Annotated in this window: 20 protein-coding genes; 12 read left to right on the plus strand and 8 right to left on the minus strand. The window is 43.4% G+C overall.

All coding sequences use genetic code 11. The annotated features are described in order from the left end of the window. Window positions 1-207 precede the first annotated feature (207 nt). The 3 genes from nagA to nagB are packed head-to-tail and all read right to left on the minus strand — an operon-like array spanning window position 208 to window position 3,046. Entirely contained in the window at window positions 208-1,371 is a 1,164-nt protein-coding gene (gene nagA, locus DFP75_RS06890) for an N-acetylglucosamine-6-phosphate deacetylase (RefSeq protein ID WP_110573617.1), read from the minus strand. After that, window positions 1,368-2,249 (minus strand): glucosamine kinase nucleotide-binding domain-containing protein, encoded by an 882-nt coding sequence (locus tag DFP75_RS06895; protein ID WP_110573619.1) that lies wholly within the window; start codon window positions 2,247-2,249, stop codon window positions 1,368-1,370. The genes nagA and DFP75_RS06895 overlap by 4 nt, the downstream gene beginning before the upstream one ends. Then, window positions 2,246-3,046, minus strand: a complete 801-nt coding sequence (gene nagB / locus DFP75_RS06900; RefSeq protein ID WP_110573621.1) for a glucosamine-6-phosphate deaminase — start codon at window positions 3,044-3,046, stop codon at window positions 2,246-2,248. Before nagB ends, DFP75_RS06895 begins: the two co-directional genes overlap by 4 nt. Before the next feature lie 216 nt (window positions 3,047-3,262). Between nagB and DFP75_RS06905 the strand changes: the two genes are divergently transcribed. The 5 genes from DFP75_RS06905 to DFP75_RS06925 all read left to right on the plus strand — a co-directional run bounded on the left by DFP75_RS06905 (window position 3,263) and on the right by DFP75_RS06925 (window position 8,455). Next, complete coding sequence (locus DFP75_RS06905; protein ID WP_110573623.1) at window positions 3,263-4,558, plus strand: ABC transporter substrate-binding protein; 1,296 nt, start codon at window positions 3,263-3,265, stop codon at window positions 4,556-4,558. 116 nt (window positions 4,559-4,674) lie between these two features. Further along, window positions 4,675-5,610 carry a carbohydrate ABC transporter permease gene (locus tag DFP75_RS06910; RefSeq protein WP_110573625.1) on the plus strand — a complete coding sequence of 312 codons (936 nt, stop codon included), beginning with the start codon at window positions 4,675-4,677 and terminating at the stop codon, window positions 5,608-5,610. Between the two features lie 7 nt (window positions 5,611-5,617). Then, window positions 5,618-6,484 carry a carbohydrate ABC transporter permease gene (locus DFP75_RS06915; protein WP_425451217.1) on the plus strand — a complete coding sequence of 289 codons (867 nt, stop codon included), beginning with the start codon at window positions 5,618-5,620 and terminating at the stop codon, window positions 6,482-6,484. Between the two features lie 34 nt (window positions 6,485-6,518). Then, on the plus strand, window positions 6,519-7,634 hold the full coding sequence (locus DFP75_RS06920; protein ID WP_110573629.1) for an ABC transporter ATP-binding protein: 1,116 nt from the start codon (window positions 6,519-6,521) through the stop codon (window positions 7,632-7,634). 65 nt (window positions 7,635-7,699) lie between these two features. Beyond that, window positions 7,700-8,455: a GntR family transcriptional regulator gene (locus tag DFP75_RS06925; RefSeq protein ID WP_110573631.1), complete on the plus strand. Its 756-nt coding sequence runs from the start codon at window positions 7,700-7,702 to the stop codon at window positions 8,453-8,455. A gap of 90 nt (window positions 8,456-8,545) precedes the next feature. On the opposite strand, the gene DFP75_RS06930 is transcribed toward DFP75_RS06925, so the two are convergent. Then, on the minus strand, window positions 8,546-9,874 hold the full coding sequence (locus DFP75_RS06930) for a DUF3422 family protein (protein WP_110573633.1): 1,329 nt from the start codon (window positions 9,872-9,874) through the stop codon (window positions 8,546-8,548). Between the two features lie 380 nt (window positions 9,875-10,254). Here DFP75_RS06930 and DFP75_RS06935 point away from each other — a divergent pair, with 380 nt between their 5' ends. After that, window positions 10,255-10,701 carry a hypothetical protein gene (locus DFP75_RS06935; protein WP_146219952.1) on the plus strand — a complete coding sequence of 149 codons (447 nt, stop codon included), beginning with the start codon at window positions 10,255-10,257 and terminating at the stop codon, window positions 10,699-10,701. A gap of 2 nt (window positions 10,702-10,703) precedes the next feature. Here DFP75_RS06935 and DFP75_RS06940 read toward each other — a convergent pair whose 3' ends face one another. Next, on the minus strand, window positions 10,704-11,228 hold the full coding sequence (locus DFP75_RS06940) for a lipocalin family protein (RefSeq protein WP_110573637.1): 525 nt from the start codon (window positions 11,226-11,228) through the stop codon (window positions 10,704-10,706). A 106-nt stretch (window positions 11,229-11,334) separates the two neighbouring features. On the opposite strand from DFP75_RS06940, the gene DFP75_RS06945 reads away from it, so the two are divergent. Continuing rightward, the gene (locus DFP75_RS06945) at window positions 11,335-12,810 is read left to right on the plus strand and encodes a glycosyl hydrolase family 79 N-terminal domain-containing protein (protein ID WP_245926997.1); all 1,476 of its coding nucleotides are present in this window, start codon (window positions 11,335-11,337) and stop codon (window positions 12,808-12,810) included. Between the two features lie 4 nt (window positions 12,811-12,814). Here DFP75_RS06945 and DFP75_RS06950 read toward each other — a convergent pair whose 3' ends face one another. Next, window positions 12,815-13,534, minus strand: coding sequence for a 4'-phosphopantetheinyl transferase family protein (locus DFP75_RS06950; protein WP_181417004.1), 720 nt, complete (start codon window positions 13,532-13,534; stop codon window positions 12,815-12,817). Window positions 13,535-13,870: 336 nt separating this feature from the next. Here DFP75_RS06950 and DFP75_RS06955 point away from each other — a divergent pair, with 336 nt between their 5' ends. From DFP75_RS06955 to DFP75_RS06975, 5 genes are all read left to right on the plus strand, one after another. Beyond that, window positions 13,871-14,971, plus strand: a complete 1,101-nt coding sequence (locus tag DFP75_RS06955; RefSeq protein WP_110573641.1) for an ABC transporter substrate-binding protein — start codon at window positions 13,871-13,873, stop codon at window positions 14,969-14,971. Window positions 14,972-15,325: 354 nt separating this feature from the next. After that, window positions 15,326-16,378 carry a FecCD family ABC transporter permease gene (locus DFP75_RS06960; protein WP_110573643.1) on the plus strand — a complete coding sequence of 351 codons (1,053 nt, stop codon included), beginning with the start codon at window positions 15,326-15,328 and terminating at the stop codon, window positions 16,376-16,378. A gap of 3 nt (window positions 16,379-16,381) precedes the next feature. Continuing rightward, window positions 16,382-17,236 (plus strand): ABC transporter ATP-binding protein, encoded by an 855-nt coding sequence (locus DFP75_RS06965; RefSeq protein WP_110573644.1) that lies wholly within the window; start codon window positions 16,382-16,384, stop codon window positions 17,234-17,236. Window positions 17,237-17,303: 67 nt separating this feature from the next. Next, on the plus strand, window positions 17,304-18,542 hold the full coding sequence (locus tag DFP75_RS06970) for an MDR family MFS transporter (RefSeq protein ID WP_110573646.1): 1,239 nt from the start codon (window positions 17,304-17,306) through the stop codon (window positions 18,540-18,542). Window positions 18,543-18,700: 158 nt separating this feature from the next. Further along, window positions 18,701-22,699 carry a non-ribosomal peptide synthetase gene (locus DFP75_RS06975; protein ID WP_110573648.1) on the plus strand — a complete coding sequence of 1,333 codons (3,999 nt, stop codon included), beginning with the start codon at window positions 18,701-18,703 and terminating at the stop codon, window positions 22,697-22,699. A 64-nt stretch (window positions 22,700-22,763) separates the two neighbouring features. Here the strand turns inward: DFP75_RS06975 and DFP75_RS06980 are convergent, their stop codons facing one another. Together DFP75_RS06980 and DFP75_RS06985 are read right to left on the minus strand one after the other, a co-directional pair. Then, window positions 22,764-24,425, minus strand: coding sequence for a glycoside hydrolase family 3 protein (locus DFP75_RS06980; protein WP_110573650.1), 1,662 nt, complete (start codon window positions 24,423-24,425; stop codon window positions 22,764-22,766). A gap of 20 nt (window positions 24,426-24,445) precedes the next feature. Beyond that, entirely contained in the window at window positions 24,446-25,792 is a 1,347-nt protein-coding gene (locus DFP75_RS06985) for an MFS transporter (protein ID WP_110573652.1), read from the minus strand. Between the last annotated feature and the right edge of the window lie 43 nt (window positions 25,793-25,835).

The raw sequence follows: 25,835 nt of genomic DNA on the forward strand, positions 1-25,835 counted from the left end.
ACCTGAGTTTTAAATAGCCCTTTAGGGGCCGGTTTTGCAAAAAAAATAGACTTGTACTTAGAAACTTTCAGGACGAGGATTTTATGAATAAAACAACGTATTGCAGAGTTAATAATTTTAGACTTCTTTCTAGCTTGTGCCGCCATACTATAGAGATTAACTTTGGATAGATAGCTTTATTCCAACTTAATTAAAATAAGTTACTACCTACCCCCACACCTTTTGCCCATCAATCCATGTTGATTTGACAAAATAATCTTCGCTTAGACCGACAAGACTCGCTCGGTATCCCGCTTTAATACGACCAAAATCACCAGCTATCCCTAAAAACTCAGCAGGCCTTAAGGACGCCATTTGCAAGGCTTCCGTTGGTGACAGGCCTATTAGGTTAACGGCATTACGTACAGCGGTTGCCATATCTAAATCGGAGCCCGCTAACGTACCATCTTCGGTGGTGACTTTGCCTTCACTGCGCAATACTTTTTTGCCTAAAAATGGCATTTCTTTTTCATCGGATCCCACACTCTGAATAGCATCGGTTACTAAAAGCATGTGTTCACAACCTTTTGCGGCAATAGCCACTCGCATACTCGCAGGATGAACATGATGCCCATCGGCAATTAAACCGCACCAAGTTGGGATGTCGGTTTGCAATGCCGCACCAACCACACCAGGCTCACGGCTAATTAAAGGCGTCATGGCATTAAACAAATGGGTGAAGCCGCGGGCACCACTCATCACCGCTTGTCTTGCTTGATCATAACTCGCTGCAGAATGCCCAACACAAACGATAGCCCCTTCAGAAACCAACCATTCAATAAAACCTTCTGGCACTTGCTCTGGTGCCAATGTCACCATGAGCTTTCCACTTCGACTCACTTCTAATAACGTGGCAAGTTTACCTTCTGTGGGTTTGCGCAGCTTAGATTCATTATGAACACCTTTACGAATGGGATTAAGGTAAGGACCTTCATAATGCATCCCCAAAATACCCGCCATATTTTGCTTAAGAGCTTGGCAAACCGCTTGATGTGCTTGCGACATGATCTCGTAATCATCAGAGATTAATGTCGGCATCATAGCCACAGTACCAAATTGAGCATGCACAGCCACCATGCGCTCTAATGCTTTAATAGTCGGCGTATGGTTAAACAAGGCGCCGCCGCCGCCATTGACATGCACATCAATAAACCCTGGCGCCAGAATATCAACCACGTCTGTATTTTCAGTGGATTGCTCAACAGCTAAATCAGCAACAGATGTAATAGAGTCAATCACTTGCCCTTTAAAGATCACCTTTTGATTCGAGAGCCAGTTCTCTCCATCGAACAAACGCTTGGCAAACAAGGTTGTTAACTTATGTTCCATCATATTGCTTTCCTTCCTATTTGAGCTTTAGCCATCAAAATGGCACCCGCCATGGCATCACCCTTTGGCTGACAAAAGTAAGGCGAAAAACGCTCTGGCAAATATTCTAAAATGGCCTCTGAGACGCCGCCAACTAAAACAATCTTCTGAGCACCTTTAGCTATCAAAGCGTCTAGATATTGACTCACCCACTCCACTTGTTGCTGGATAATTTTCAGGGCAATTGGGTCTTTCTGCTGGGCAAACTGAAATACCTGAACTGCAAACGCACCGTATTCTTTTGGCAATGGAGCTCTGTTTTGATACAAGACATATTCCTCTGCCGATAAAGAGAACTCAGCATTAATGCTGTCGGTAAAAGGTGTCGATGGAGAGATTCCATCCAAAGCCGCTAGTGAATACTCTAAAGCAGCAAGACCAATACGCGCCCCACTACCTTGGTCAGATAAGGGAAAACCCCAGCCACCAACAATATTGAATCGTTCATTTTGATAAACAACCCCACAGCTGCCTGTGCCCAATATCAATAACGCGCCATCTTCGCCATTAAAGGCCCCCAAACAAGCCGCGTGCGCATCGGTCAATAAGTAACGCTGCCCAAACGGTGATTTTTGAGCAATCACCAACTCTTGCTCCAGTGGCTGATTGGCACCCGCTAAACCTAAACCTAAGGTAATTTTTGCATAAACTTCGGGAGAAATATTGCCTTGATGGCACGCTTCAAGACAGGCGTTGATAATATTCTGCCAAGCCGCCTCAATACCGATTCTTGGATTACCTGAGCCACCGACGGCTTCACCTAAAACATTGCCATCACCATCAACCAAGCGGGCACGGCAAAAAGTACCACCGCCGTCCACACCAATATATAAACCGCTCATGCCAAACTTCCCTCGTGCAATTGTTGACGTTTTTGTTCACACCATTGGTAATATTCTTTTAACGTTAACAAACTAGCGGCTTCTTCATCTAATACTATGGTTGCCAATTCATGCAGTTGCAGTGCTGACGCTGGACACATGGCAGAAAGTGGGCCTTCAACCATGGCTTTAACCGCCTCTGCTTTCGCTTTACCAGTGGCCATTAACAGCACTGACTTGCTTTCTAAAATAGTACCAATTCCCATGGTTAGCGCTAAATGCGGCTGATACTCGCCTTCTTTAAAAAAACGTTTATTCGCAGCAACGGTCGATTCAGACAAGGTTTTGATGCGCGTGCGCGAAGCAAAACTAGAAGTAGGCTCATTAAAGCCAATATGACCATTTAAACCAATGCCCAAAATCTGTAAATCAATCCCACCCGCTTGCTGAATACTCACTTCATAATCTTGCGCACTTTTCTTTAAGGTGTCTGCATTTTGGCTCTCGGCCAATGGAACATATGTATTCGTTGCGACAATATCAATCGATTCAAACAGGTGTTGATTCATAAAGGTGCGATAGCTCTGCTGATGAGAATCGGCAATACCAATATATTCATCCAAATTAAAGCTGATGGTGTGCCGGAACGATACTTGCCTGGATTGATAACGCGCCACCAGCTCTTTGTACAAAGCAATGGGTGTAGACCCAGTCGCTAACCCTAAAACAGGATTCGTTTTGGTATTAATCACATCAACGACACGATCAGCCGCGAACAAGGCCACATCATGAGCGGATGGAAGAATGATGACTTGCATAAGAACCCTCTTTTCAGCCACGAAAACAAACCAATATAAGACCAATTAAAACGCAAGATCAAATTACTTTCCACAATTCTGTCATATTTATTTGCCTGAACGAATAATTGGTGCTAATTTTTAAAAAAATAAATACCTAAAAGATACCAATAAGACTTTAGAGACTAATAAAAAAGCAACCACATCACAATTGGAAAACACAATCGGAGAGTACTCATGTTAAATGTTCGTTCCGCTTTACTTCACAAAAAACCGGAAGCAAAAACGGTTACAAAGCTCACTTGCCTAGCGGCGATACTGCTTAGCAGTACTGGTATCGCGCAAGCGGCAGATGGTTTATCTATTGAAAGTTGGCGTAGTGACGATGCTAACATCTGGTCAGATGTTATTATTCCAGCCTTCAACAAAAGCCACCCAGACACAAAAGTTAACTTCGCACCAACCCCTCCAACTGAATACAACTCGGCACTGCAAGCAAAATTAAAAGCAGGTTCTGCAGGTGACTTAATCACTTGCCGTCCATTCGATACCGCTCTCGACCTTTATAAAGATGGTTACCTAGCCAACTTAAATGATTTAGAAGGTTTAAAACAATTCTCCGATGTAGCGAAAAGTGCTTGGGTAACAGATGATGGTAAAGACCAATTCTGTATGCCTGTTGCTTCTGTTTTACATGGTTTTGTTTATAACAAAGAAATATTTGAAGAGCTCAATTTATCGATTCCCAAAACACGCGATGAATTCTTTAGCACTCTAGAAACCATCAAGACTGAAAGCCGTTACATTCCGCTAGCTATGGGTACTGCTGACCAATGGGAAGCAGCCACAATGGGGTTCCAGAACATTGGCCCGAACTATTGGAAAGGCGAAAAAGGTCGTAAGGCACTATTAACAGGCGAAGCAAAGTTAACTGACAAAGCCTATGTGGACACTTGGAAAGAACTTTCCGAGTGGAAACCGTATCTGGGCAGAGGTTTTGAAGCGCAAAAATATTCTGATTCACAAAACCTATTTACTTTAGGCCGGGCAGCCATTTACCCAGCGGGCTCTTGGGACATTCAGACATTTAACAATCAGGCGGATTTTGAATTTGGCGCCTTCCCACCACCTGTGGCGAAATCAGGAGACACTTGTTACATCAGTGATCATACCGATATGGGGATTGGCATTAATGCGAACTCGACGAATAAAGAAGCCGCTAAAGTCTTCTTAAATTGGATGGCTAGCAAAGAATTCGCCACACTTTATGCGAATGCGGTACCAGGCTTCTTCCCATTGTCTAATCACCAAATCGACATCAAAGACCCTGTTGCACAAGAGTTTATGAGCTGGCGTCAGCAGTGCGAGTCGACCATTCGTAACTCTTATCAAATCCTATCTCGTGGTACGCCAAACTTAGAAAACCAACTATGGAATGTTAGTGCTCAGGTTATCAATGGCACCATGACACCAGAAGCAGCCGCCAAAGAAACACAGGACGGTTTGGAGCAATGGTACAAACCTCAGCAATAAGTGAAACCCTAGCCCTCCCCTTGAAGATAAAGGGGAGGGAATAAAACTAGCCTGCTCCTCCCCTTGCTAAGGGAGGCCGGGAAGGGGTTAAGATTAATAACCTTTTGAGATGAACTATGACGCCATCCAACCAACATGACGAAAAGAAACCTTTCCCATGGCACTTGGTGTTTTTCCTTGGGCCAGGATTGCTGATTTACGTTGTTTTCAGTGTTTACCCCTTGCTCGATACACTGGTATTAAGCCTGTACAACGAGCAACAAGGACAAAGCAACTTTGTCGGTTTGCAAAACTTTATCACCTTGATAACGGACGATACTTGGTCACAAGCTTTCTGGAATGCACTCGGCAATAACTTTAAATTTTTTGCGATCCATATGCTTGTACAAAATCCGATAGGTCTGCTTCTGGCGGTATTATTAAGCACACCAAAATTACGTCTCTCTGGCACTTATCGAACACTCATTTTTATGCCAACCATGTTATCTGTGGTTATCATCGGCTTTGTTTGGCAGTTGTTATTAAGCCCTATCTGGGGCATTTCAGAAGACTTTCTTTATAATATTGGCCTTGGCCAATACTTCGATGCATGGCTTGGCAAAGAAGGCAGCGCGCTAATTACTTTAGCCTTTATCTCCGTCTGGCAGTTTGTCGGTATTCCGATGATGTTGATCTACGCCACCTTGTTGAATATTCCTGATGATATTGTCGATGCCAGCGTGGTAGATGGCGCCAATTCATTCCAAACATTTTGGCACATTAAATTACCATTGATTTTACCGACCATCGCCATGGTCTCGATTTTGACGTTTGTGGCGAACTTTAATGCTTTTGAATTGATATACGCCGTGAAAGGCGCTCTTGCTGGACCTAACTTTTCAACGGATTTAATGGGGACCTTCTTCTACCGAACCTTCTTTGGTTTCCAGCTACAACAAGGCAGCGCTTCCATGGGTGCCGCGGTGGCTACACTGATGTTCTTAATCATTTTGGTGGGCGTTATGTTGTTCCTATTCTTTATTCAACGTCGCATTCAGCGATTCCAATTTTAAGGAGGCTATGATGAAACTATTAGATCGGCTAATGCCCGCCTCTGGAATAAGACAAGTCCCAAAAAGCGTCACGATACATGCAGTCTTATTGGCCTATACCGTAATTGCACTTTTCCCAATTATTGTTGTTGTGATCAATGCCTTCAAAGAGCGTCGGGCTATCTTCCGCGACCCACTCGGCTTGCCAGACAGTGACTCCTTTACCTTGGTGGGCTTCCAACAAGTACTTCTGAGATCTGACTTCGGTTTGTATTCGTGGAACAGCTTAGTCGTCACAATTTTGGCGGTTGGCTTAGTACTTTTACTGGGTGCTATGGCGGCTTGGGCACTGACGGAATACAAATTCAAAGGCAACTTGCTGATTACCTTTTTGTTTGCCATGGGCATCATGATCCCCATTCGATTGGGTACGGTAAGTATCTTAAGCCTAATGGTGAGCTTGGACCTTGTGAATACACTCACTGCTCTGGTGCTGGTGTACATAGCCCAAGGCTTACCGCTTGCTGTGTACATTTTGTCAGAGTTTGTGCGCACTATTCCCAAGGAGCTTACCGAGGCTGCCCGTTGCGATTCCGTTAGTGAATACAAAATTTTCTTTTGTGTCATCTTACCGCTACTGAAGCCCGCAATGGCGACCGTGGCTGTATTTACCATGATTCCGATTTGGAACGATTTATGGTTCCCGCTGATACTCGCGCCAGGTGAAGAAACTCGCACTATTACCCTTGGCGTACAGCAATTTGTGGGGCAATACGTCACCGACTGGAACTCAGTTTTGTCAGCGTTAACTTTGGCGATCGTTCCTGTGCTGATTCTATACACCATTTTTTCAAGACAATTGATCCGCGGCTTAACCAGCGGAGCGGTCAAATAATACTTTCTATCTTTGACCGTTGGAGGTTTATTTCATGGCAAGTGTAAAACTAAACAATATCAAAAAGCGCTTTGGCGATGTGGACGTACTTCATGGCATCGACCTTGATATAAAAGACGGCGAATTTGTCGTTTTGATTGGCGAATCCGGTTGCGGAAAATCGACTTTATTACGTTTACTGTCTGGATTAGAAGACATCACCGAAGGCAACTTATATATCGACGAAGAGCGCGTTAATGGGCGCTCACCAGCCAAACGTGGTATTGCTATGGTATTCCAATCCTATGCCTTATATCCGCACATGAATGTGTTCAAAAATATGGCGTTTGGCTTAAAAATCTCAGGCAAAGACAAACACTTTGTAAACAACAAGGTAATGGAAGCCGCAAAAAAGCTAAAGATTGATCATCTACTGGAACGATTACCTCGAGAGCTGTCAGGTGGCCAGCGCCAGCGTGTCGCCATAGGCCGCGCCATTGTACGAGACCCGAAAGTCTTCTTATTTGATGAACCTTTATCTAACTTAGACGCTTCCTTACGGGTTCAAACACGTGTCGAACTTGGCAAACTTCATCAGGAACTAAAAGCCACCGTAGTGTATGTGACTCATGACCAAGTTGAAGCCATGACATTAGGCGATAAAATCGTCGTCATGAACAAGGGACGTGTAGAACAAGTTGGCGCACCTTTGGATTTATATCACCACCCCAAAACCCAATTTGTTGCTGCTTTTATTGGTTCGCCAAAGATGAACTTTTTAACAGCCAAAATCAGTCAACCTGCCCCAGAAAACACGCAACTTGTGCTAGAATCCGGCCGTGCCATTCAGGCTTGCATTGATACGACATCGCTAAACAAAGGTGACATAGTGCAACTTGGCTTACGACCAGAACATATTGCGCTCGACTGCGAACACAATACCGTTGAAGGCACAGTTACTTTGATAGAGCACCTAGGTGAACTGTCCTATTTGTATGTCGATATCGGTCAGGAAGGCGAAATGGTGCTTAAAGTCGATGGAGATAATCAACACAAAGCGGGTGATAAAATCACATTTGGCATTCAACCTAATCGTTTGTATTTATTTGATCATCAAGGCAAGGCGTTAAAAAGGGTTAACGCCCATACGACTGCGACTATTCCCCTTTAACCCTGGAATATTTAGCCCTTAGCAATAACAAGTACGGGAACCCCTTCCCGTTCAGGACACTAACTATGAACCAAAATCGCGTTAATGAATTATTTGGCGCTGGCGAAGCACTGAGAGCAAAAGGTATTCCTCTCTATGTGCAGGTTAAAAAAGCCATTTTAGCGTCTATTTCTGCAGGTCGAGTGCTTGGCGGTGATACGCTGCCACCAGAGCGTGATCTGGCTAAATATCTTGATGTATCAAGGGTTACTGTACGCCGTGCCATCGACGAGTTAGTGAAAGAGGATGTATTAACGCAACGTCAAGGTGCTGGGACTTTTGTCAGCGAACGGGTTGAGCAACCACTGAACCACTTACGCAGCTTTACCGAAGTTATGGAAGCTCGCGGCAAAGCCATTACGTCTAAATGGCTAGATCGATCTTTGGGAATGCCCCATGAAGATGAATGCAAAGCACTGAAATTATCTGCAGAGCAGGAGGTTGTGCGTTTTTATCGTTTGCGTTACGCCGACGGCAAACCCATGGCACTTGAGTTAGCAACGATTCCAAGCAATTACATTCTTAACCCTTTTGCGATGGAAGGGTCACTGTACGATTTATTAGAGCAACAAGGCTGCCGCCCTGTTCGTGCATTCCAGCGCTTACGAGCAATAAGTATTGATGAACAGCGAGCCCAGTTGCTCGATATCCCAGAGCTTAGCGCTGTGCTTTACATTGAACGTACCGCCGTCACGCAAGATGGCACGCCCATTGAATTTACGCGTTCATGGTTTCCTGGGGATTCCTATGATTTCGTGGCAGAAATTCATAATACGATCTAAAAAGCTTTAAAGCCGTGAACTGTTCCACATAAAAAAGGCTTTCTATTAGCGTTGTAGAAAGCCTTTTTAAATTGTTACATAGAGCAAGATCTAGCCTCCCTCTTTTGCTTTCGCTAATAGCAAAAAGCGTTTATGGATTTTTCGTGTCGCAAACCACACACTGCCAACCACAAGAGGTACTGACAAACCTATCACTAGGCTTTTATCAAAACTAACGCCTTTGTCGTACACGGCTTCGATCAAAAACTTCAATAACCCTACGCTGTAGTAACTAATCGCTGCAACAGACAAGCCTTCAACCGTATGTTGCATGGCAAGCTGAATTTTAGAGCGACGATCCATAGAGGTTAGCAACTGCTGGTTCTGAGATTGAATCGACATTTCTACTTGGGTGCGCATCATATCCGACACTCGGTCGATACGAGTCGAAAGGCTCTCTAAATGGTTCCCTGCCGTGTTACAAGTTCTTACTGCTGGCGTTAGTCGGCGTGTCATAAATTCGGTGATGGTCAAGTGCCCTGACACTTCGTCCTCTTTTAGTTCTGCTAAACACTTTAGTACTAGCTCATGATAGGCCCTTGTGGCACTGAACCGAAAAGAGGTCTTCGCTCGAGTTGCTTCTACCCAAGCTGCCATTTCAATTAACTCACCCAACAAAGCCTGCTCATCAAGAGTCTCTGTTGCATCAGATAAGCTGGCTGTGGTGTTCGCTAACTCTTGATCCATAGCCACCAGCTCCGCGTTGTATTTACGCGCCATAGGCAGAGCCAATAATGCCATTAATCGGTAGGTTTCGATCTCAATAACCCGCTGCACCATTCGGCCTAACTGGCTGTCGCTCATGTTTTTGTTATAAATCAAAAACCGACCACAGCCATCGCTGTGCAACTGAAAACTCGTCCAAACTTGCGCATCGCCATTTTGCGGGCGACTCCCTACTAAACGCATTCCTTCAAAGTGACTTTTTACCAAGGCTAAATCTGGCTCTGGTATTGTGCGTGCGTCTTCAATCGCTATATGAAAAGCGGCAATGACGGCTCCTGGGATGGCAGACAGCCAATCCACAGGCAAACATGACAAAGCATTTTGATCAAAAAAGCCAAGACTGGAATCAACTTGACCATGGGTAATGATGTAAGACGTAAACTCTAAATGCTTATCGCGACGTATTTTACAATGCCCAAAATCCACTTCAATACAGGCCCCATCCTCTTCTGGAGGCGTGCCAGTAAAGTATTGATAAAGCGCACAAAAATGTTCGAATTCAGCTTTCTTTTGCTCCGGCCTCAAAATGACCGCAAGATAGCTTACTCTGGCTGGGCTAGGAAGAACTTGGAAAGGACGAGAATGCAATTCTGCATACAAGGAGTCCCGTAATGGATGCACATCCAATCCGTACGAGTTGTTAACCTGATTCACTGTATTATTCCAACTAATATTGGTTAATGTCTGTTCAGCAAAATTACCTAGTAAGATAAACGCTTAGGAAATAAAACCTATAATCTATAGGGCGATATCTTCAGTATTGAGCTTTTGCCTCTTCTTATCGCTCTAGCATATCATTAGACATTAAGATTTATACTAAACCTTAATCCTATACAGCATCGCTGCTTGATCAAGGTAAGGACACAAAACAAACCTAGGCTTATACTAGAGTCACATGAATTCAAGATAAAAAGCAGGTTACTACCCTAATGACGATCCCAATCATAAAGTCTAGCCTTTTAACACTTAGCTTAGCTATGGTGAGTAGCCTTTCGCACAGTAGCGACTTGGTAGAGTTTGGAAAAAAATGCTTAGTGAAAGAGGACCGCCTCAATAAAGCTAAAAATAGATTAGAAGCGCTGTCTCTTAGAGCGGAGCAAAATCACAGAGGCAAAAATAGATCACAGGATCAGTTAGATCGTTATCAAGCAGAAAAAGAGCTGCTAGAGATTGATATGACTGAATGCAACGAAACCACACCTAATAGCGCTTTTTGTCATCAAGTTCGCCTTAGATATAATGAGATCACCTATTTAATTCAAAGTACGAAAACGGAAAATGTCGGCAGTAATTGGGGCGGCAATGATGCCATCATTGATTATGAAATAACCAAAGACAACTTCAACCACCAATATGAGGAATTTCTTGCTCTATGTAGAGACTCAAATGCCCATTATGCCCTGATACAAACCCCAGAGGCTTACGCTAAAGTTTGCTCAAGTGAGGCGGCTAAGCAATCGGTCACCTGCACATTGTTTTGATCTCACGACCCCTTTGGGGTATGTACCACTGTCACCAACTTATCCATGGGGAAACCTAACGCTTCTGCTTTTGCTAATAACCGACGTTTCACGGCTTCAGGCATAGTTGGTGTGCGAGATAACAACCAAAAATAATCACGGCTAGGACCGGATATCATGGCATATTGATAGTCTTTTTGATCCAGTTCGAAAATAACATAAGCGCCATAAAAAGGCCCAAAAAACGATACCTTCAGATGCCCTACATTGGAAGAGTTAACAAAATAAGCCCGCCCTTCAGCTTCTCGCCATGCTTTATCTTCGGCCGAATAACCTCGATTCAAAACCGCTACTCCGCCATCTTCTCGCATAGAATACGTTGCAGTAACCTCTGACAAACCCTCTTCAAAAGCATGATCTTGGCGAACAATTTCATACCAAGTTCCCAAATAGCGCTCTAACTGAAACTGCGTCACAGGATCAATATTTTTAGGTGCGCTGGTACAGCCAGCTAATAAAAAAGTCATAATCCAAATTGAAAGTTTCATAACCGCGTCCTTTAAAAATCAAAATGCGCTTCTAAATAGTAGCATCACATAAATGTCATATATTTATTGCAGTCTAAAGAAAACCTTTTAATAGAGAAGAAGACTCTTGTTTAGCTCTAGACTGTTACGACCTTTGCATCAAAATAGACGCAACATTCGTCAAAACAAATCACTTGTTGTTCATCTTAACAGCACCACGCCTATTACCACTATAGAACCTAGGTACTTATCTTTCTCTATTGATATCTCGGTACTTGCTGGTGGCTTTTGGTGGGAAGGTAGCCAAGGGACACAACGAGGATTAGGCACCCAACGGGTCGAGCCTCTCGATTTACAGCAAGAAAAACTCGATTTATTAGTACAGGCTTTAGGGGCAGCGTACGTGCGCGTTGGTGGTTCGGAAGCCGACAATATCCATTACTTCACAACCCCCTCTACAACAGACAACCCTGAGGCGCTTATTGTGACCCAAGAAATGTGGCATCAGCTGCATGACTTTTGTCAGCGCAATGAATTGGGTCTTATGTTTACCATGAAATATGGCCTATTCGATCGCCGTCAACAAGGCAACTGGCAAGCCTACGAAGTCAAATCACTTTTGGAATACAGCCAAGCTCACGGGCAAAACATCGACATTTGTGAGCTGGGTAATGAGCTAAATGCTTATTGGGCATTTCATGGTCTCACATCCCAACCAAGTGCGAAAAATCTCGCCAAAGATTATGATGTCTTCATTCGTTGTGTTCGACAATATAGCCCCAATAGCAAAATTGCTGGCCCAGGCAGTGCTTTCTGGCCCCGAATTGGTGAAGCCATAAAGCCATTTAGCAACCTGTCCGCTTCGTTTCTAGAGTCCCTAGAAGAGTCACTCGACATTGTAGATTGGCACTATTACCCGTTTCAAAGCAGCCGCTCTCCTGTCAAAACCCGATCTGCTTCAATCAGCAACCTTCTTTCACCAAATTCTCTTTTAGATTATGAAAAATATTCGCGCCAACTAGAGAAACTTCGCCATCAGCATCAACCCAACGCCCAATTATGGACCGGGGAAACAGGCTCAGCCCAGTGTGGCGGACAAGCAAAATTATCAGATCGCTTTGCTTCTTGTTTCTGGTGGGCAGACCAACTCGGCAGAGGCGCGAAAATCGGTCAAAAAGTCATGATAAGACAAAGCTTAATTGGCGGCGACTACGCACTTATTAACCGACAAACTCTCAACCCCAACCCAGATTATTGGGTCAGCTGGCTATGGGGTAAGCTCATGGGAGAACATGTTTTTGATGTGCAAAGTGATGACCCTTATGTACAAGTTTATTGCCATAGCGCGAAAAAAGCTGGCAAATGCACCCTGCTCATTATCAACATGTCGGCCAGCCCAAAAATTCTACAATGCAATGGCTTTGGATCGAAAAAGAAACGCTTTGAGATTACCGCAGACTCACTCACGTCAAAAAAGATACGCATCAACGGCCTAAAACCAAAATTCAGAAATGGCAAAGTGAAACTCAAAGACTTCCCTAAATTATCTAAGCTCAATCTCGTCAGCCCATACAGCATTAATTTTTGGTGTTTTACCGTATAAGCTGTCAACAATAGGCCCAAGTCATAATATGGTCATCCTGTATTTTATAGCGAGCATGTAAAGTAAAACCGGATCCGACAACGAAGCTTAATTGACGCCTAACCCGAAATTCGAACGCCTCATCATCAGTGGCAACCAAAGCGACGTCCAGAAAGTCAAAAAACTCACCAACCAGAGGAAATAAGGCTTTATAAACACTTTCTTTGAGCGAGAATAACAATAAGGTCGAACGTTTTTTCTCCACGCCCATTGCTTCTAGTATTTCAAACTCAGACGCTAACCCTATTAGATTAGCCGCATCAAACTTATCCGCATGATCAAGCAACTCTAGATCAATGCCAATGTGTTGAATCGCTTGTTTTGATCTTGGCAATATCACCGCAACGGCTTGCTTCTCAGTATGAGAAATACTGCCTATGTAGTCTTCTGGCCAAACAGGTGAGCCGTCTTTAGCCTTTGGAATATCTGTCAGAGGCAAATTTAAACAGCTTTGCCGATGACGAACAGCAAGCCGCCCCGCCAAAAAGCTTGCTTTACGCTTAGCTCTCCAATTGCTATAGCCTGACGGCTTTGCAATAGAGGCTTCATAGTCTGTCGCAACCAAAGACTCTTCTTTAAAAATAAGATGGCTCACATGTAAAACATGAGTACCAAACAACAGTATTTGCGTTTGGGAATAGCAATTCACTTTAACATCCATATAAAAGCTCAATATGAAAATCATACCGAGCAAATTTCCCTTACCAAGCGAGAAAAACGCTTGATTCATCCTATAACAATCTTACTAGGTGTTTAACGTAACTCCACTGTCTACAACGATATCCTGCGTAGTGACATGGTTCGGCATATCGGAGTCAAAGAACAATATCACCTGAATACCAGCCTGCTGAGCAATGTCCCCCATTAATTATAAGTTTTTTTAGCGCTATGCAAGCTTCCCCACACCTTCTTATGATAATAATTCTTAAAAGCATCTTAAATCTTATTAATATATTGCTAAATTTTCGCCTATCCGTAATATCTCAAACAAAAATCATTCTCAATAAAAGGACATCCTTTAATGAATCCACGCGCACTGCTTATTTTAGCGTTAGGTATCTCTATTTTTGCTGGTTCCGTTCAAGCAAAAATGACGGTCATTGACGACGTTTTGGGTAGAAAAGTTGAACTAGACTTACCTGCCAAGCGTGTCATTTTAGGTTTTTACGCTGAAGATTACATGGCCATAGGTACTGAAAACGCACTAGATAATGTAGTTGGAATTTCTCGTGACACTTGGGAAGGATGGCGCCCTTCAAGCTGGAGTCTTTATACGAATTATCGTCCTTCGTTAAAAAGCATCCCTGATGTTGGAGAAGTAGAAGCTCAAACTTTCTCTATTGAAAAAGTCATCAGTCTTAAGCCGAGTGTTGTTCTTCTAGCAGATTGGCAATATAAAGGCCTTGGTACGGATGCCGAACGCTTAGAAAATGCAGGCATTCCAATTGTGGTTGTCGATTACAATGCTCAAACACTAGAGCGCCACATCAAGAGCACACAAATTATTGGTGAATTAACTGGGCAAGAAAAACGTGCTCAAGAAATCGCAGATAACTATAAACACACTATAGAATCAACCTTACAGCGTATAAAAGCCGCTAAACTACCAAAACCACGCACTTATGTTGAGTTTGGCAATAAAGGCCCGAGTCAATATAGTTTCACTTATGGTAAAAATATGTGGGGGGCTGTGATTACCATGATGGAAGGCGATAATATTGCTGCACCATTTGTAGAGTGGTGGGGACCAATGAACCCGGAGCAGGTTCTGGCTTCTCGACCTGAAGTTGTATTTCTAGCAGGCACAGAATCAGGTGTGGCAGGCGATGCAATAGCCATGGGACAAGGTGTCGATAGAAAACTGGCTGAATCTCGTCTCGCGGGTTATAAAGCTCGCACTGGCTGGAACCAAATGCCAGCAGTAAAAAACAACCGCGTATACGGTATTTACCAAGGTGCTTCCCGTTCTATTTTAGATGCCTCTATGGTTCAGTTTATCGCTAAATCTATGTACCCTAGCTTATTCAAGGACATAGACCCAGAGCAGGAATACTTAAACTTTTATAAGAAGTATTTACCCATCATGCCAACAGGCACCTTTACCGCCCAAATATCAGAGTAAAATACGCCTCAACTCAGCCTATAAAGGAGGAGCATACGCTCTCTCCTCTATAGGCCTGTTCAGGCCCTTTTTAGGCCCAGCTTTTGCTCTATATTGAAATGACTCTTAAATGCACTTTAAATCGTAATAAAGTTCTTGATTAATTCTCATCTATCCGTAAGATTCCAAACAGAAATAATTCTCAATAAAAAAGGCTCATTAATGGATCTGCGTATAACTATGAGATTAGCCATCGATAGGGCTTTATACAAATGTTCAACATCTAGAAGCAGCAGATGTTTCAAATGACGCTATTAATCACATAGCCCGACTAGAGCGATACATCAAAAGCACACAAATTCCTGGTAAATAATAATGCAATCAGCCTTAATCTCTGATGCCGTATCAAAGCAACGACACAGTGAAAAACGTCGTTGGACAGTCATCAGTATCTTACTCGCCGTTCTTGCCTTTTCTTTTGTATTAGATATCGCAACAGGCCCTTCTTTGCTAAACGTTAAAGATGTGGCTAAAGCGCTATTGAATCTTATTGGTTTTCCTGTCGAAGTAGATGCAACAACACAAGTCATTGTCTCCAGCTTACGCCTACCAATCGCGATTATGGCGATCGTTGTGGGTGGCGTATTAGGTGTGGGTGGCGCTGAAATGCAAACTCTACTTAATAACTCCATGGCGAGCCCCTACACCTTAGGAATGGCGGCCGCGGCGGGCTTTGGTGCTGCGATGATGTTGTATTTCGGCTCTTTAGGCATCAATACAAATATTGCCGTTCCATTAGGGGCCTTCATTTGCTGTATGCTAGCGGCCGCGTTTTTATTTGCCCTAGCAACCATGAGACACATCAGCTCAGGCCAACTTATCTTGGCTGGTATCGCATTGTTGTTTTTATTCCAGTCACTGCTATCACTTGTACAATTTGTCTCTTCTCCAGAATTAAGCCAACAAATCCTATTTTGGCTGTTCGGCAGCTTATCAAAAGCTTCTTGGTCTAATCTTGTCATTATTATCAGCGTGACGGTCATCTGTATGTTCTTTTTAATACGAGATGCGTGGAAGCTAACCGCATTGCGCTTAGGTGAAGAAAGAGCCAAAAGCCTTGGAGTGAACATCACTCAACTTAGGTTACGTACTTTAATAATCGTTGCCGTTATGACGGCAACAGTGACCAGCTTTGTAGGCATTATTGGATTTGTCGGCATTGTGGCACCTAACATCGCGAAGATGTTAGTAGGAGAAGATCAACGCTTCTTTTTGCCTTTGTCATTTATTATAGGGGCGTTTTTACTCTCTAGTGCATCAGTGTTGTCTAAAGTAATCGTGCCTGGCGCACTCTTCCCAATCGGCATTGTCACTGCCATCATTGGTGTGCCCTTCTTCTTTTGGCTGATTTTAGGTAAAAGGCGCTAAACTATGCTGACAGTAAATAACCTTAACGTCACCTTAGACACCCTCGTTCTAGCAAATGATATGTCCTTTGCTTTAGAGCCAGGTAAAGTAAACGTGATTATCGGACCAAACGGTACAGGCAAAAGCACACTTCTAAAAACGTTGTTTGGCGACATTCAAGCTAAATCCGGTGTGGTGTCTTTTGAAAACGAAACACTTCAGCGCAAGCAGCTGTCTCGATGGCGCAAACAATTTGGCTATATGCCCCAAGACATTCGTCTTGATGTTGAGTTAAGCGTTTTAGAAGTGGTGTTACTGGGACAATTAAATACTCTAGGGTTTCGCTTGGATGACAGCGTTATCGAAGAAGCGCTCTCTGCCTTAGATAAAATTGGCCTGCTGCATCTTGCCGATCGACAGGTCAATAAGCTGAGTGGTGGCCAATGCCAGATGATCTTATTCGCTCAAGCTTTGATGCGTAAACCCAAAATCCTCATGCTAGACGAGCCTGTCAGCGCATTGGATCTGCACTTTCAGCACGTTCTTCTTGATCATCTAGATGCGCAAACCAAAGAACAAGGCTGGGTTACCATCATGGTGCTTCACGATCTAAATCTTGCCGCGCAATATGCTGACAACCTCTTAGTTCTCAAAGATGGTAAGCTCGTTGCCAATGGTCACCCAAGTGATATTCTCACACCTTCTTTGGTTAAAAATGTCTATAACGTCAATGCAGACATCACAAAAGACTCTGCCGGTATCCCTTTTGTACGCACGATTAGAAATACGCGGACAACTTCCTCCAGCAAAACCTCAGAATCAAATAACCTGTCAGGAACGAGAAAAAAGATAATAAGCATCGCTGAAGGTGCTATCTGATTCTTCTTAAGACAGCAAAACCCTTGCTTCAAGGTATTATTCCATTAAGGCTTACAGTCACAACATCATGTTTTCGAAACACCTACTAAAAGATTGGCACTTACTCTCTCCAGCAGGACGAGTTTTGGTCATCAACGGCTTCACTTTCAATCTTGGCTTTTACATGTTACTGCCTTATCTAGCCGATCATTTGCAGCATAATTTGGGCATCAGTGGTTGGTATGTGGGTCTGATAATAGGGCTTAGAGTATTAAGCCAACAAGGCATGTTTCTGGTAGGCGGAACTTTAGGTGACAGATTAGGCTACAAACGCCTTATTCTATTAGGCTGCGCTGTACGTATCATTGGTTTTACTTTACTTGGTATTGGTCAAACGGTTCCCGTCCTAATCTTAGGGGCATTTTGTTCTGGCTTTGCTGGCGCCCTTTTTACACCAAGCAGCCAAGCTTATTTAGCCTCCGAATACCCAGAGCAAAAAGCCAGAGACAAAGTATTCGCGCTGCAAAATGTCACATCCGGAGCAGGAATGCTGCTAGGGCCATTGGTAGGTTTATCTCTTCTTTATTTCGATTTCGCTTTAGTTGGTGTCATTTCAGCGGCTTTATTTACTGTCTTACTGGTCATTCAATGGCGTTATTTACCTGAGTTGGCATCACAAAGAAACACCACACACGCCCACTCAAAATTTTGGCAACAATGGGGGCAAATGCTTACACACAAAGCCTTTATGCAATTTGTCCTGTGCTCTTCCGTTTACCACTTACTGTTTCATCAATTGTATATTGCTGTTCCTCACGAAATACGTGCCATCACTCAAGATGTCAGCATTATCACTTGGGTTTTCGCTACTTCTTCTATCTTGGGCGTGTTAATGCAAATGCCTGTCAGTCGATTCGTAGAATCCTATTTGGGAACAGCACGCGGAATCGGCTTAGGAATGGCTATGATGGGCTCTAGCTATTTGTGGCTCAACCTTAGTTTCTCTTCGTTACCGGCACTGCCCTTTATCCTTTGTGCCGTGTTTTTTAGCCTTGGCTCAATGTTAGTGTTCCCGCTGTTAGGTGCTTATGTCCCTAAATTTTGTTCTCCCAAAGAACTAGGTAGCCATTACGGATTGTATTCGTGTGTGGGAGGTGTTTACGCTTTTATCGGCAACATCACCACCGGCTGGCTATTGTCTTCCACCAGCATACATCACGGCTGGGTATGGTCAGGTTTAGCAAGCTTTGGCATTTTGTCTGGAGCACTGCTTTTCTTGCAAGTGAACCAACATATTAAGCGTCAAAACGTAAGTTTAATACGTTAAAACAACGCGCCACTCCCCTTCTATTTTTTACACTTATTCTTATGTAAATTATTACTTAACAGCTTAATACTAAGGTGACTTTATGTTAATTTAAGTAAATGTTAAGCGTGCTTTAATCACACGCTTCAAATGGACTATTTTTTTGCAGGAGCAAACAAATGATTAAAAGTCATAGTAATTGCTATGGTTCAAAAGAACCTATTTCTCAACAATCATTTGCCCTACCTCTTTCTACTGCCCAACGAGGGCAATGGATCGCCCAGAAACTAGCCCCTAAAGACACTGCCTTTAATATTGCCGAATACCTTGAATTAAAAGGGTTCATTGACGTCATTCACTTTACTTCAGCCATCAGCCAGCTCATCCGCGAAGCCGATTGCATTCGCTGCCAAATTATTGAAGAAAATGACACAACCTCACAGATAATCCATCAAAATGACGAAGGGTATTTTTCGTTACTGGATATGAGCGATAACGACGACCCACATCAAGCTGCGATGAGGTGGATGACAGAGGATATGATGCAACCCCTTACCAAAGCGGGTGATAAATTATGGCGCAGCGCCCTTATTAAAATAGCCAATAACCATTACTACTGGTACCACCGCTGCCACCATGTCGCTTTAGACGGTTTTGGGGGTAATTTACTGACCCTTAGACTCGCTCAGATATACAACGCACTGATTAACAACCAGGACGCAGGAGCCAACCCTTTTGGCTCTCTGGCAACACTCATAGAAAGCGAGAATGAATATAAGTCTTCTAAACGCTATAAGAAAGACCGTCAGTACTGGCTAGAAAACCTAATTGACTTGCCTGACCCCACATCACTATCACAAAGAATCGACCCTTCCCAAGATCAAAAACCATTACGTCAATCGTTAACAATATCGCAAACACTAAAAGACACGCTAAGCACTGTTGGACAACAGGTTAATGCCAGCCTACCGCAAACCCTCATCGCACTTGTTGCCGCGTATTTTTACAGAATGACAGGCTCGAATGATTTAGTGTTTGCTATGCCGGTTACAGCGAGAACCCAACGCGCCCAACGCAACACCCCAGGTATGATGGCCAACGCCGTCCCTATCCGACTAAGCTTATCAACTGAAATAACATTAGATGAATTAATTACCCAAGTCTCTAAAGTAGTACTAAAAGCCCTCCGTCATCAGCAATATCGCTATGAAGACCTAAAGCGTGACCTAGGACTAATGTCTGCAGGACAGCAAATTGCTTCACTGGGTGTCAACATTGAACCCTTTAACTATGATTTAACATTTGGCAATTGTTCGACCTCTTTGCACAACTTGAGCAATGCTTTAATAGATGATCTCACCGTTTTCGTCTTCGATCGCAACGATAATAATGGCCTACAAATTGAATTTGATGCCAATCCAACTCGGTATACTCGAAAAGAGTTAGAAAACCATTTAGTGCAATTTGAGAACCTAATAAACAGCATGATAATTGCGCCAAGCAGCCCTATCAGTAAGGCGGCGCTATTAAGCGAAAGTGAACGCTATAAAATTTTACATAGTTGGAACGATACCGTAGCCCCAATACCGCAAGAATCCGTTGTGGAGAGCTTTATAAAGCAGGCTAAATGTAGCCCGCTTGCGCCTGCCGTCTCTTCGGGTCAAGGCTCGTTAAACTATTTGCAGCTCGATGCACTCTCTAATGCTTGGGCCAACAAACTCATAAAAGAGCAAGTTCGCCCTAGTGATTTAGTCGCGATTGCACTCACTCGCAACATGGATATGCTCGTTGCCCTTTTAGGTACCCTAAAGGCCGGCGCGGCGTATCTCCCCTTGGACCCTGATTTTCCAGAGGAACGTCTTCGCAGCATACTCGAGGACGCGCAACCCAAATTAATACTCAGTTGCCACAGTGCTCAAGAACAACTTCCTAAGACCACAACTCCTTGCATATTAATAGACGATCAACACACCGATATTTCATTAGACCCAAGTGTCTCTCACCCTACGGGGCTGACTATTTCAAAGAACAGCTCGGCGTATGTAATCTACACATCTGGCTCTACGGGGCGACCTAAAGGTGTAGAAATTCCGCATAGCGCTTTGATGAATTTTTTATACGCTATGCAAAAAGAGCTCAACCTTACAAGCAAAGATAAATTCTTAGCAGTGACAACCATTTCATTCGACATTTCTATCCTTGAGTTATTCTTACCATTGACCGTAGGTGCATCTGTTGTCATTGCCGATAGAAAAACGGTTCGTGATCCTCAAGCTTTAACGGAACTTGCGGTTAATAAAGGCGTCACTCTACTCCAGGCCACGCCTTCTCTTTGGCAGGCACTATTGCCAACCTACAGCAATGAATTGCATGGCATTAAACCTTTAGTTGGAGGAGAAGCTTTACCAGGCCATTTAGCTCAAACGATGGCAAAGCTTGGACACCCTGTTATCAACCTCTATGGACCAACAGAAACCACTATCTGGTCAAGTATTATGCCGCTTGTTAATCAGGCAGATCTTCGTCAACCACCTATTGGTAAACCTATCCTGAATACCCAAATGTATGTATTAGACCACGCTATGGAACCAACGCCGGTTGGTGTCACAGGGGACTTGTATATTGCAGGAGAAGGTTTAGCGCTAGGTTATTACCAACGCCCAGACTTAACAAACGAACGTTTTTTACCTAACCCCTACGGTAGCGAAGGAAGCCGCCTGTATGTCACAGGAGATAAAGCTCGCTGGCGACAAGACGGCATACTGGAATACCAAGGCCGTGACGATCACCAAATTAAGATTCGTGGCTTCCGTATCGAAATCGGTGACATAGAATCTGCTTTACTCACGTGTCGTGAAGTGAGTCAGACCGTCGTCGTAGCACAAACATCTCCAAACGGAGATAAGCAACTGGTCGCCTATGTTATACCGGTCGACAGCCAACTAGACACGGGCATATTACGTAACCAATTAATAAAAGTCCTGCCGGATTATATGGTTCCAGCTCACTTCATTTTACTAAACGATATGCCATTAACACCAAACGGCAAAGTAAACCGCAAGGCCCTCCCTTTGCCGACTTGGCAGGCTTCTAATAGTTATGTGAAACCCAGAAACCAGCTCGAAGAGATGTTAGCAAATCTATGGGCCGAAACGCTTGGACTGAAATTGGTCGGCATTCATGACAACTTTTTCGAAATTGGCGGTGACTCTATATCAGCCACAAAAATTTTGAATCACATTCAGAAAAACCTGCTCATTGAAGTACCTCTTGGCGTTCTATTTAAAGCCTCAACCATTGCAGAGCTTTCTGACTATCTAAGTCATAGCGATGACTGGGACCCCATGATTGGCATGTTGCCAATTAAATCCAGCGGTACAGAAAAGCCACTATTTTGCATCCATCCGGCACTTGGCCTAGCTTGGGGTTATGCTGGGCTATTACGTCATTTACCTAAATCAACACCTGTTTATGGTTTACAAGCAACGGGGTTACGTCATGCTTCCCGCTTGCCAGAATCCATCGAAGAAATGGCAGAAGAGTACATACAACAAATAAAGCGCATTCAACCTGAAGGGCCATATCGTTTATTAGGTTGGTCTTTTGGTGGTTTGGTTGCTCATGCAATTACTGAAAAACTGCAAGCTGAGAATAATGTCGTGTCCTTTTTGTGTATGCTGGACAGCTATCCGTATAAAGTTGGCTACCAACAACCTGAGAATGAAGCCGATATTGTCAGAGCGGCTCTGCTATTCCTTGGCTATGACCTTAGTACGTTAGAACAACTACCGATTAACAAAGAAGAGTTAGCCTCTCTCTTATGGCGAGATTACGATGATTCTTCCATGGCTGTGGTACAAGACATTCAAAAAAGCCAAGCAGACATCATGGATAGAGTTCAAATAATTATTGAAAATAATCTTAAATTAGCAAGTCACTTTAAACCAAAAACGGTAGAAGCAGACCTGCTATTTTTTGTAGCGGATGAAAGCGCAAATGGTTCAATGGGGAACATCCTTGAACACCAATCAAACGCTTGGACATCAAGAGTAACAGGTGCAATAGAGGCTCATAATATTCCTTGCCGACATCAAGACATGCTGGATTCTGAGCCTCTCGATATTATTGGCCCAATCCTCAGAGAACACTTAATGAAAGAGTCATCTGAAAAGATCTAAGCCAAGTCACTACAACAGAAATAGCATTATGCTTAATGCTATTTCTGTCGCCTCTTTCAAACTATCAAAAATGCAATTGCTCTAACCCACAAAACGGATCAATGGCGGCAGTTTCATTAAAGGCTAAACGCCCTAATAACCCATCTACCACAGCCTTTTGAACCTCTAATAAAGGGCTATAAGCATTAATATAGACAGGCACTTTAGGTGCATCGTATAAAAGATAAGGATGTCCAAAAGATACCATAACTGTTGGCAGGTCGACCCATGGGCGGTACATGGCGTTACCGAAGCCCCCATGCAAAGCCATCCAATCAATATAGATATGCGATTTTACCAACATAGATTCATCAGCACTTAGGTAAAGCACCCAATCATAGTCTTTTGTATCCAATGCCATTCCAGCTTCAAAAACCGTTACCTCAAAACCTTCATCTTCTAGCATTTTAGGTACCTCAAGCGGTAGAGGAAAAGGTACAAAAATATTATTTATTCCGGTCGATATCACCAATACCCGTTTTTGTTTAGCAGGATTAATTGGCAAAATATCATGGCGATTTTTTACTAAATGCACAGTACGACGATTTAACTCTGGAATTTTATCAGCGTAGTCAGAAGCCAACAGTGCGTTAAACTTATCAACACTGATTTCTGGTTGCTCATGTTGCAACCCCAAAGCCGCTTTCATCGCCAGAATTCGCATTACAGACTGTTCTAGACGGTTTTCCGAAACCCGACCTTCACGAACGGCTTTAAGCATATAGGCGAAGTCTTCCAATGGGTCTTTACAGAACAGCAGCATGTCGCAACCGTTTTCAATGATCTCCGCCACCACGTCTTCACGTTTCGCCCAACTACTTAACCCGGCCATGACAGAAGCATCAGATACGATCAAACCGTTAAAGCCCAGTTCATCACGTAATAGCTGCTCATTAAGCAACTTACTCACACTAGCCGGACGCCACCATTCTTCAGGGTTATTCTCATGAGCCTTTACATATTCAGGTAAAGCAATATGTGCCGACATAATCGACATCACATTGCTCTCAATAGCACTGCGATAAAGTCGACCATAACGCTCTTGCCATTCCGGCATAGTCAGCGGATTAACCGTGGTCACTAGGTGTTGATCACGATCATCAAAACCTTCACCTGGCCAATGTTTAGCGGTTGCTGCGATACCATTTTTTTGAAAAGTCGTGATGTTAGAGCAACCCATGGTTTCGATAAGGTCCACGTCACTGCCGTAAGATCGAGTCCCCACAACCGCGCTGCGAAACTTAGCATTAATGTCAACCACAGGCGTAAAAGACCAATTAATACCTAACAGTTTCGCTTCTTGAGCAATCACCTGAGTACAATATTCCACTGCACTCTCATCTTTTAACCCTGCAAGACCAAGCTGATTCGGAACTTGAGCACCGAACGGAAAGCTCATACCTCCACCCTCAAGATCACCACTCACCAAAAGTGGCACAGCTGAATGGCTACGCAACTGGTTCATCATAGTGACTTCAGTATCAAGATCTTGTCCAACAAACTTGGTTACAGCGCCAGGTTGAATCGTCTCAATAAGAGACAGCTCTTCTGCAGAGTTTGCCCTTACAATAAGATTAAACAGCTGCCCTACTTTTTGCTCTAGAGACAATTCGGCAAAGGTTTTATTAACCCACTCAATCGCCTTATCATCTAAAAAAAATGGAGCTTTACGAAATAACTCATTCATAAAATAAACCTCAGTATCCCTTAACTTGCTTGATTCGACTCACGAGTCACTCGCAATTCAGATTGCATAGTGCCCTCTATTTCCTGTGTAATCGGATAGAAATAAGCAATAAACGCAACACAACCAGCACCAAAAGCAGGAACCACACTCATGAAAAGTAAAATCATTTGTATGGATTCTGCCGTTTGCTCAGCGCCAGCTTGATAACCTGCAAAGCTCAAACCGATCCCAACCAAAGCGCCACTTAATCCCATGCCAAATTTATGAGAAAACGTTGCTGAACTGGTCGACAAGCCCACGACACGGCGACCAGACTTCCATTCAATATAATCTGCAGTATCAGCAACTAGCCCCCACAAAGAAGAAGCGGCAATCCCTTTCGACAACTGATTGAAAAAGATAATGGCATAGATCAAATAGATATCTGATGGATCAACCCAGTATAAATTACCGATCAAACACATACTCAAACATGCCCCAGTAATGACTAAGTTTCGCTTTGAATAACGCTTAACTAACTGAGACATAAGAGCAGAACCAGCAATCATGCCCAAACTTGCCATTGTAAAGAACATACCAGCCTTACTAGTATCTCCAACAATATAAGTAAAATAATACATGCCAACAGCAAAAGGCATGATGGTAAAAGTAAACAGTGGAATACCCATTAAAATGGTGACCCACCAAGCGCGGTTTTTAATCACCACCGCAAAGTCCTCTTTTAAGGAGGAGCGCTGCTTGATCATTGGTACTCGCTCTTTGACGCGAGAGAAACACAGCCAAAACATCACCACCATAATGGCACTTAGTAACATCATGGTGTGTTGAAAGCCTTGTTGCTTGTTACCGTTTCCAAAAAATTCCACCAATGGTAACGTACTCGCATTTACCAATAATGCGCCTGTAAAAGCTAATACCATGCGGAATGATGCCATCTGACCTCGCTCTACAGGGCTATCGGATATAGTGGCTGGCAAAGAAGAATATGGAATGTTGATGGCAGTATAAAATGTCATTAACAGGATATAGGTAACAAATGCCCAAATGATTTTGCCAGATTCATCCAAATCAGGGGTCGTGAAAGTTAGAACAGCGACTATCGCCAAAGGAATAGGAACATAGAGTAAATAAGGGCGGAACTTACCAAACCGAGTTTTGGTTCTATCCCCAATCATCCCCATTATTGGGTCAGATATAGCGTCCCACATTCTGGTAATAAAGAATAAGGTTCCGACCAGAGCAGCAGAAATTCCAAACACATCTGTATAGAAAAACATCAGATAGGTGCCAACAGCCGTAAAAACCACATTGCTAGCCAAGTCACCAAATCCATAACTTAATTTATCGAAAAACGACAACTTTTTCATAATGACACCTTTTTTGTATTTATTGTTTGGTTTCATTATGAGA

Source organism: Marinomonas alcarazii, from assembly GCF_003208215.1.
Lineage (GTDB): Bacteria > Pseudomonadota > Gammaproteobacteria > Pseudomonadales > Marinomonadaceae > Marinomonas > Marinomonas alcarazii.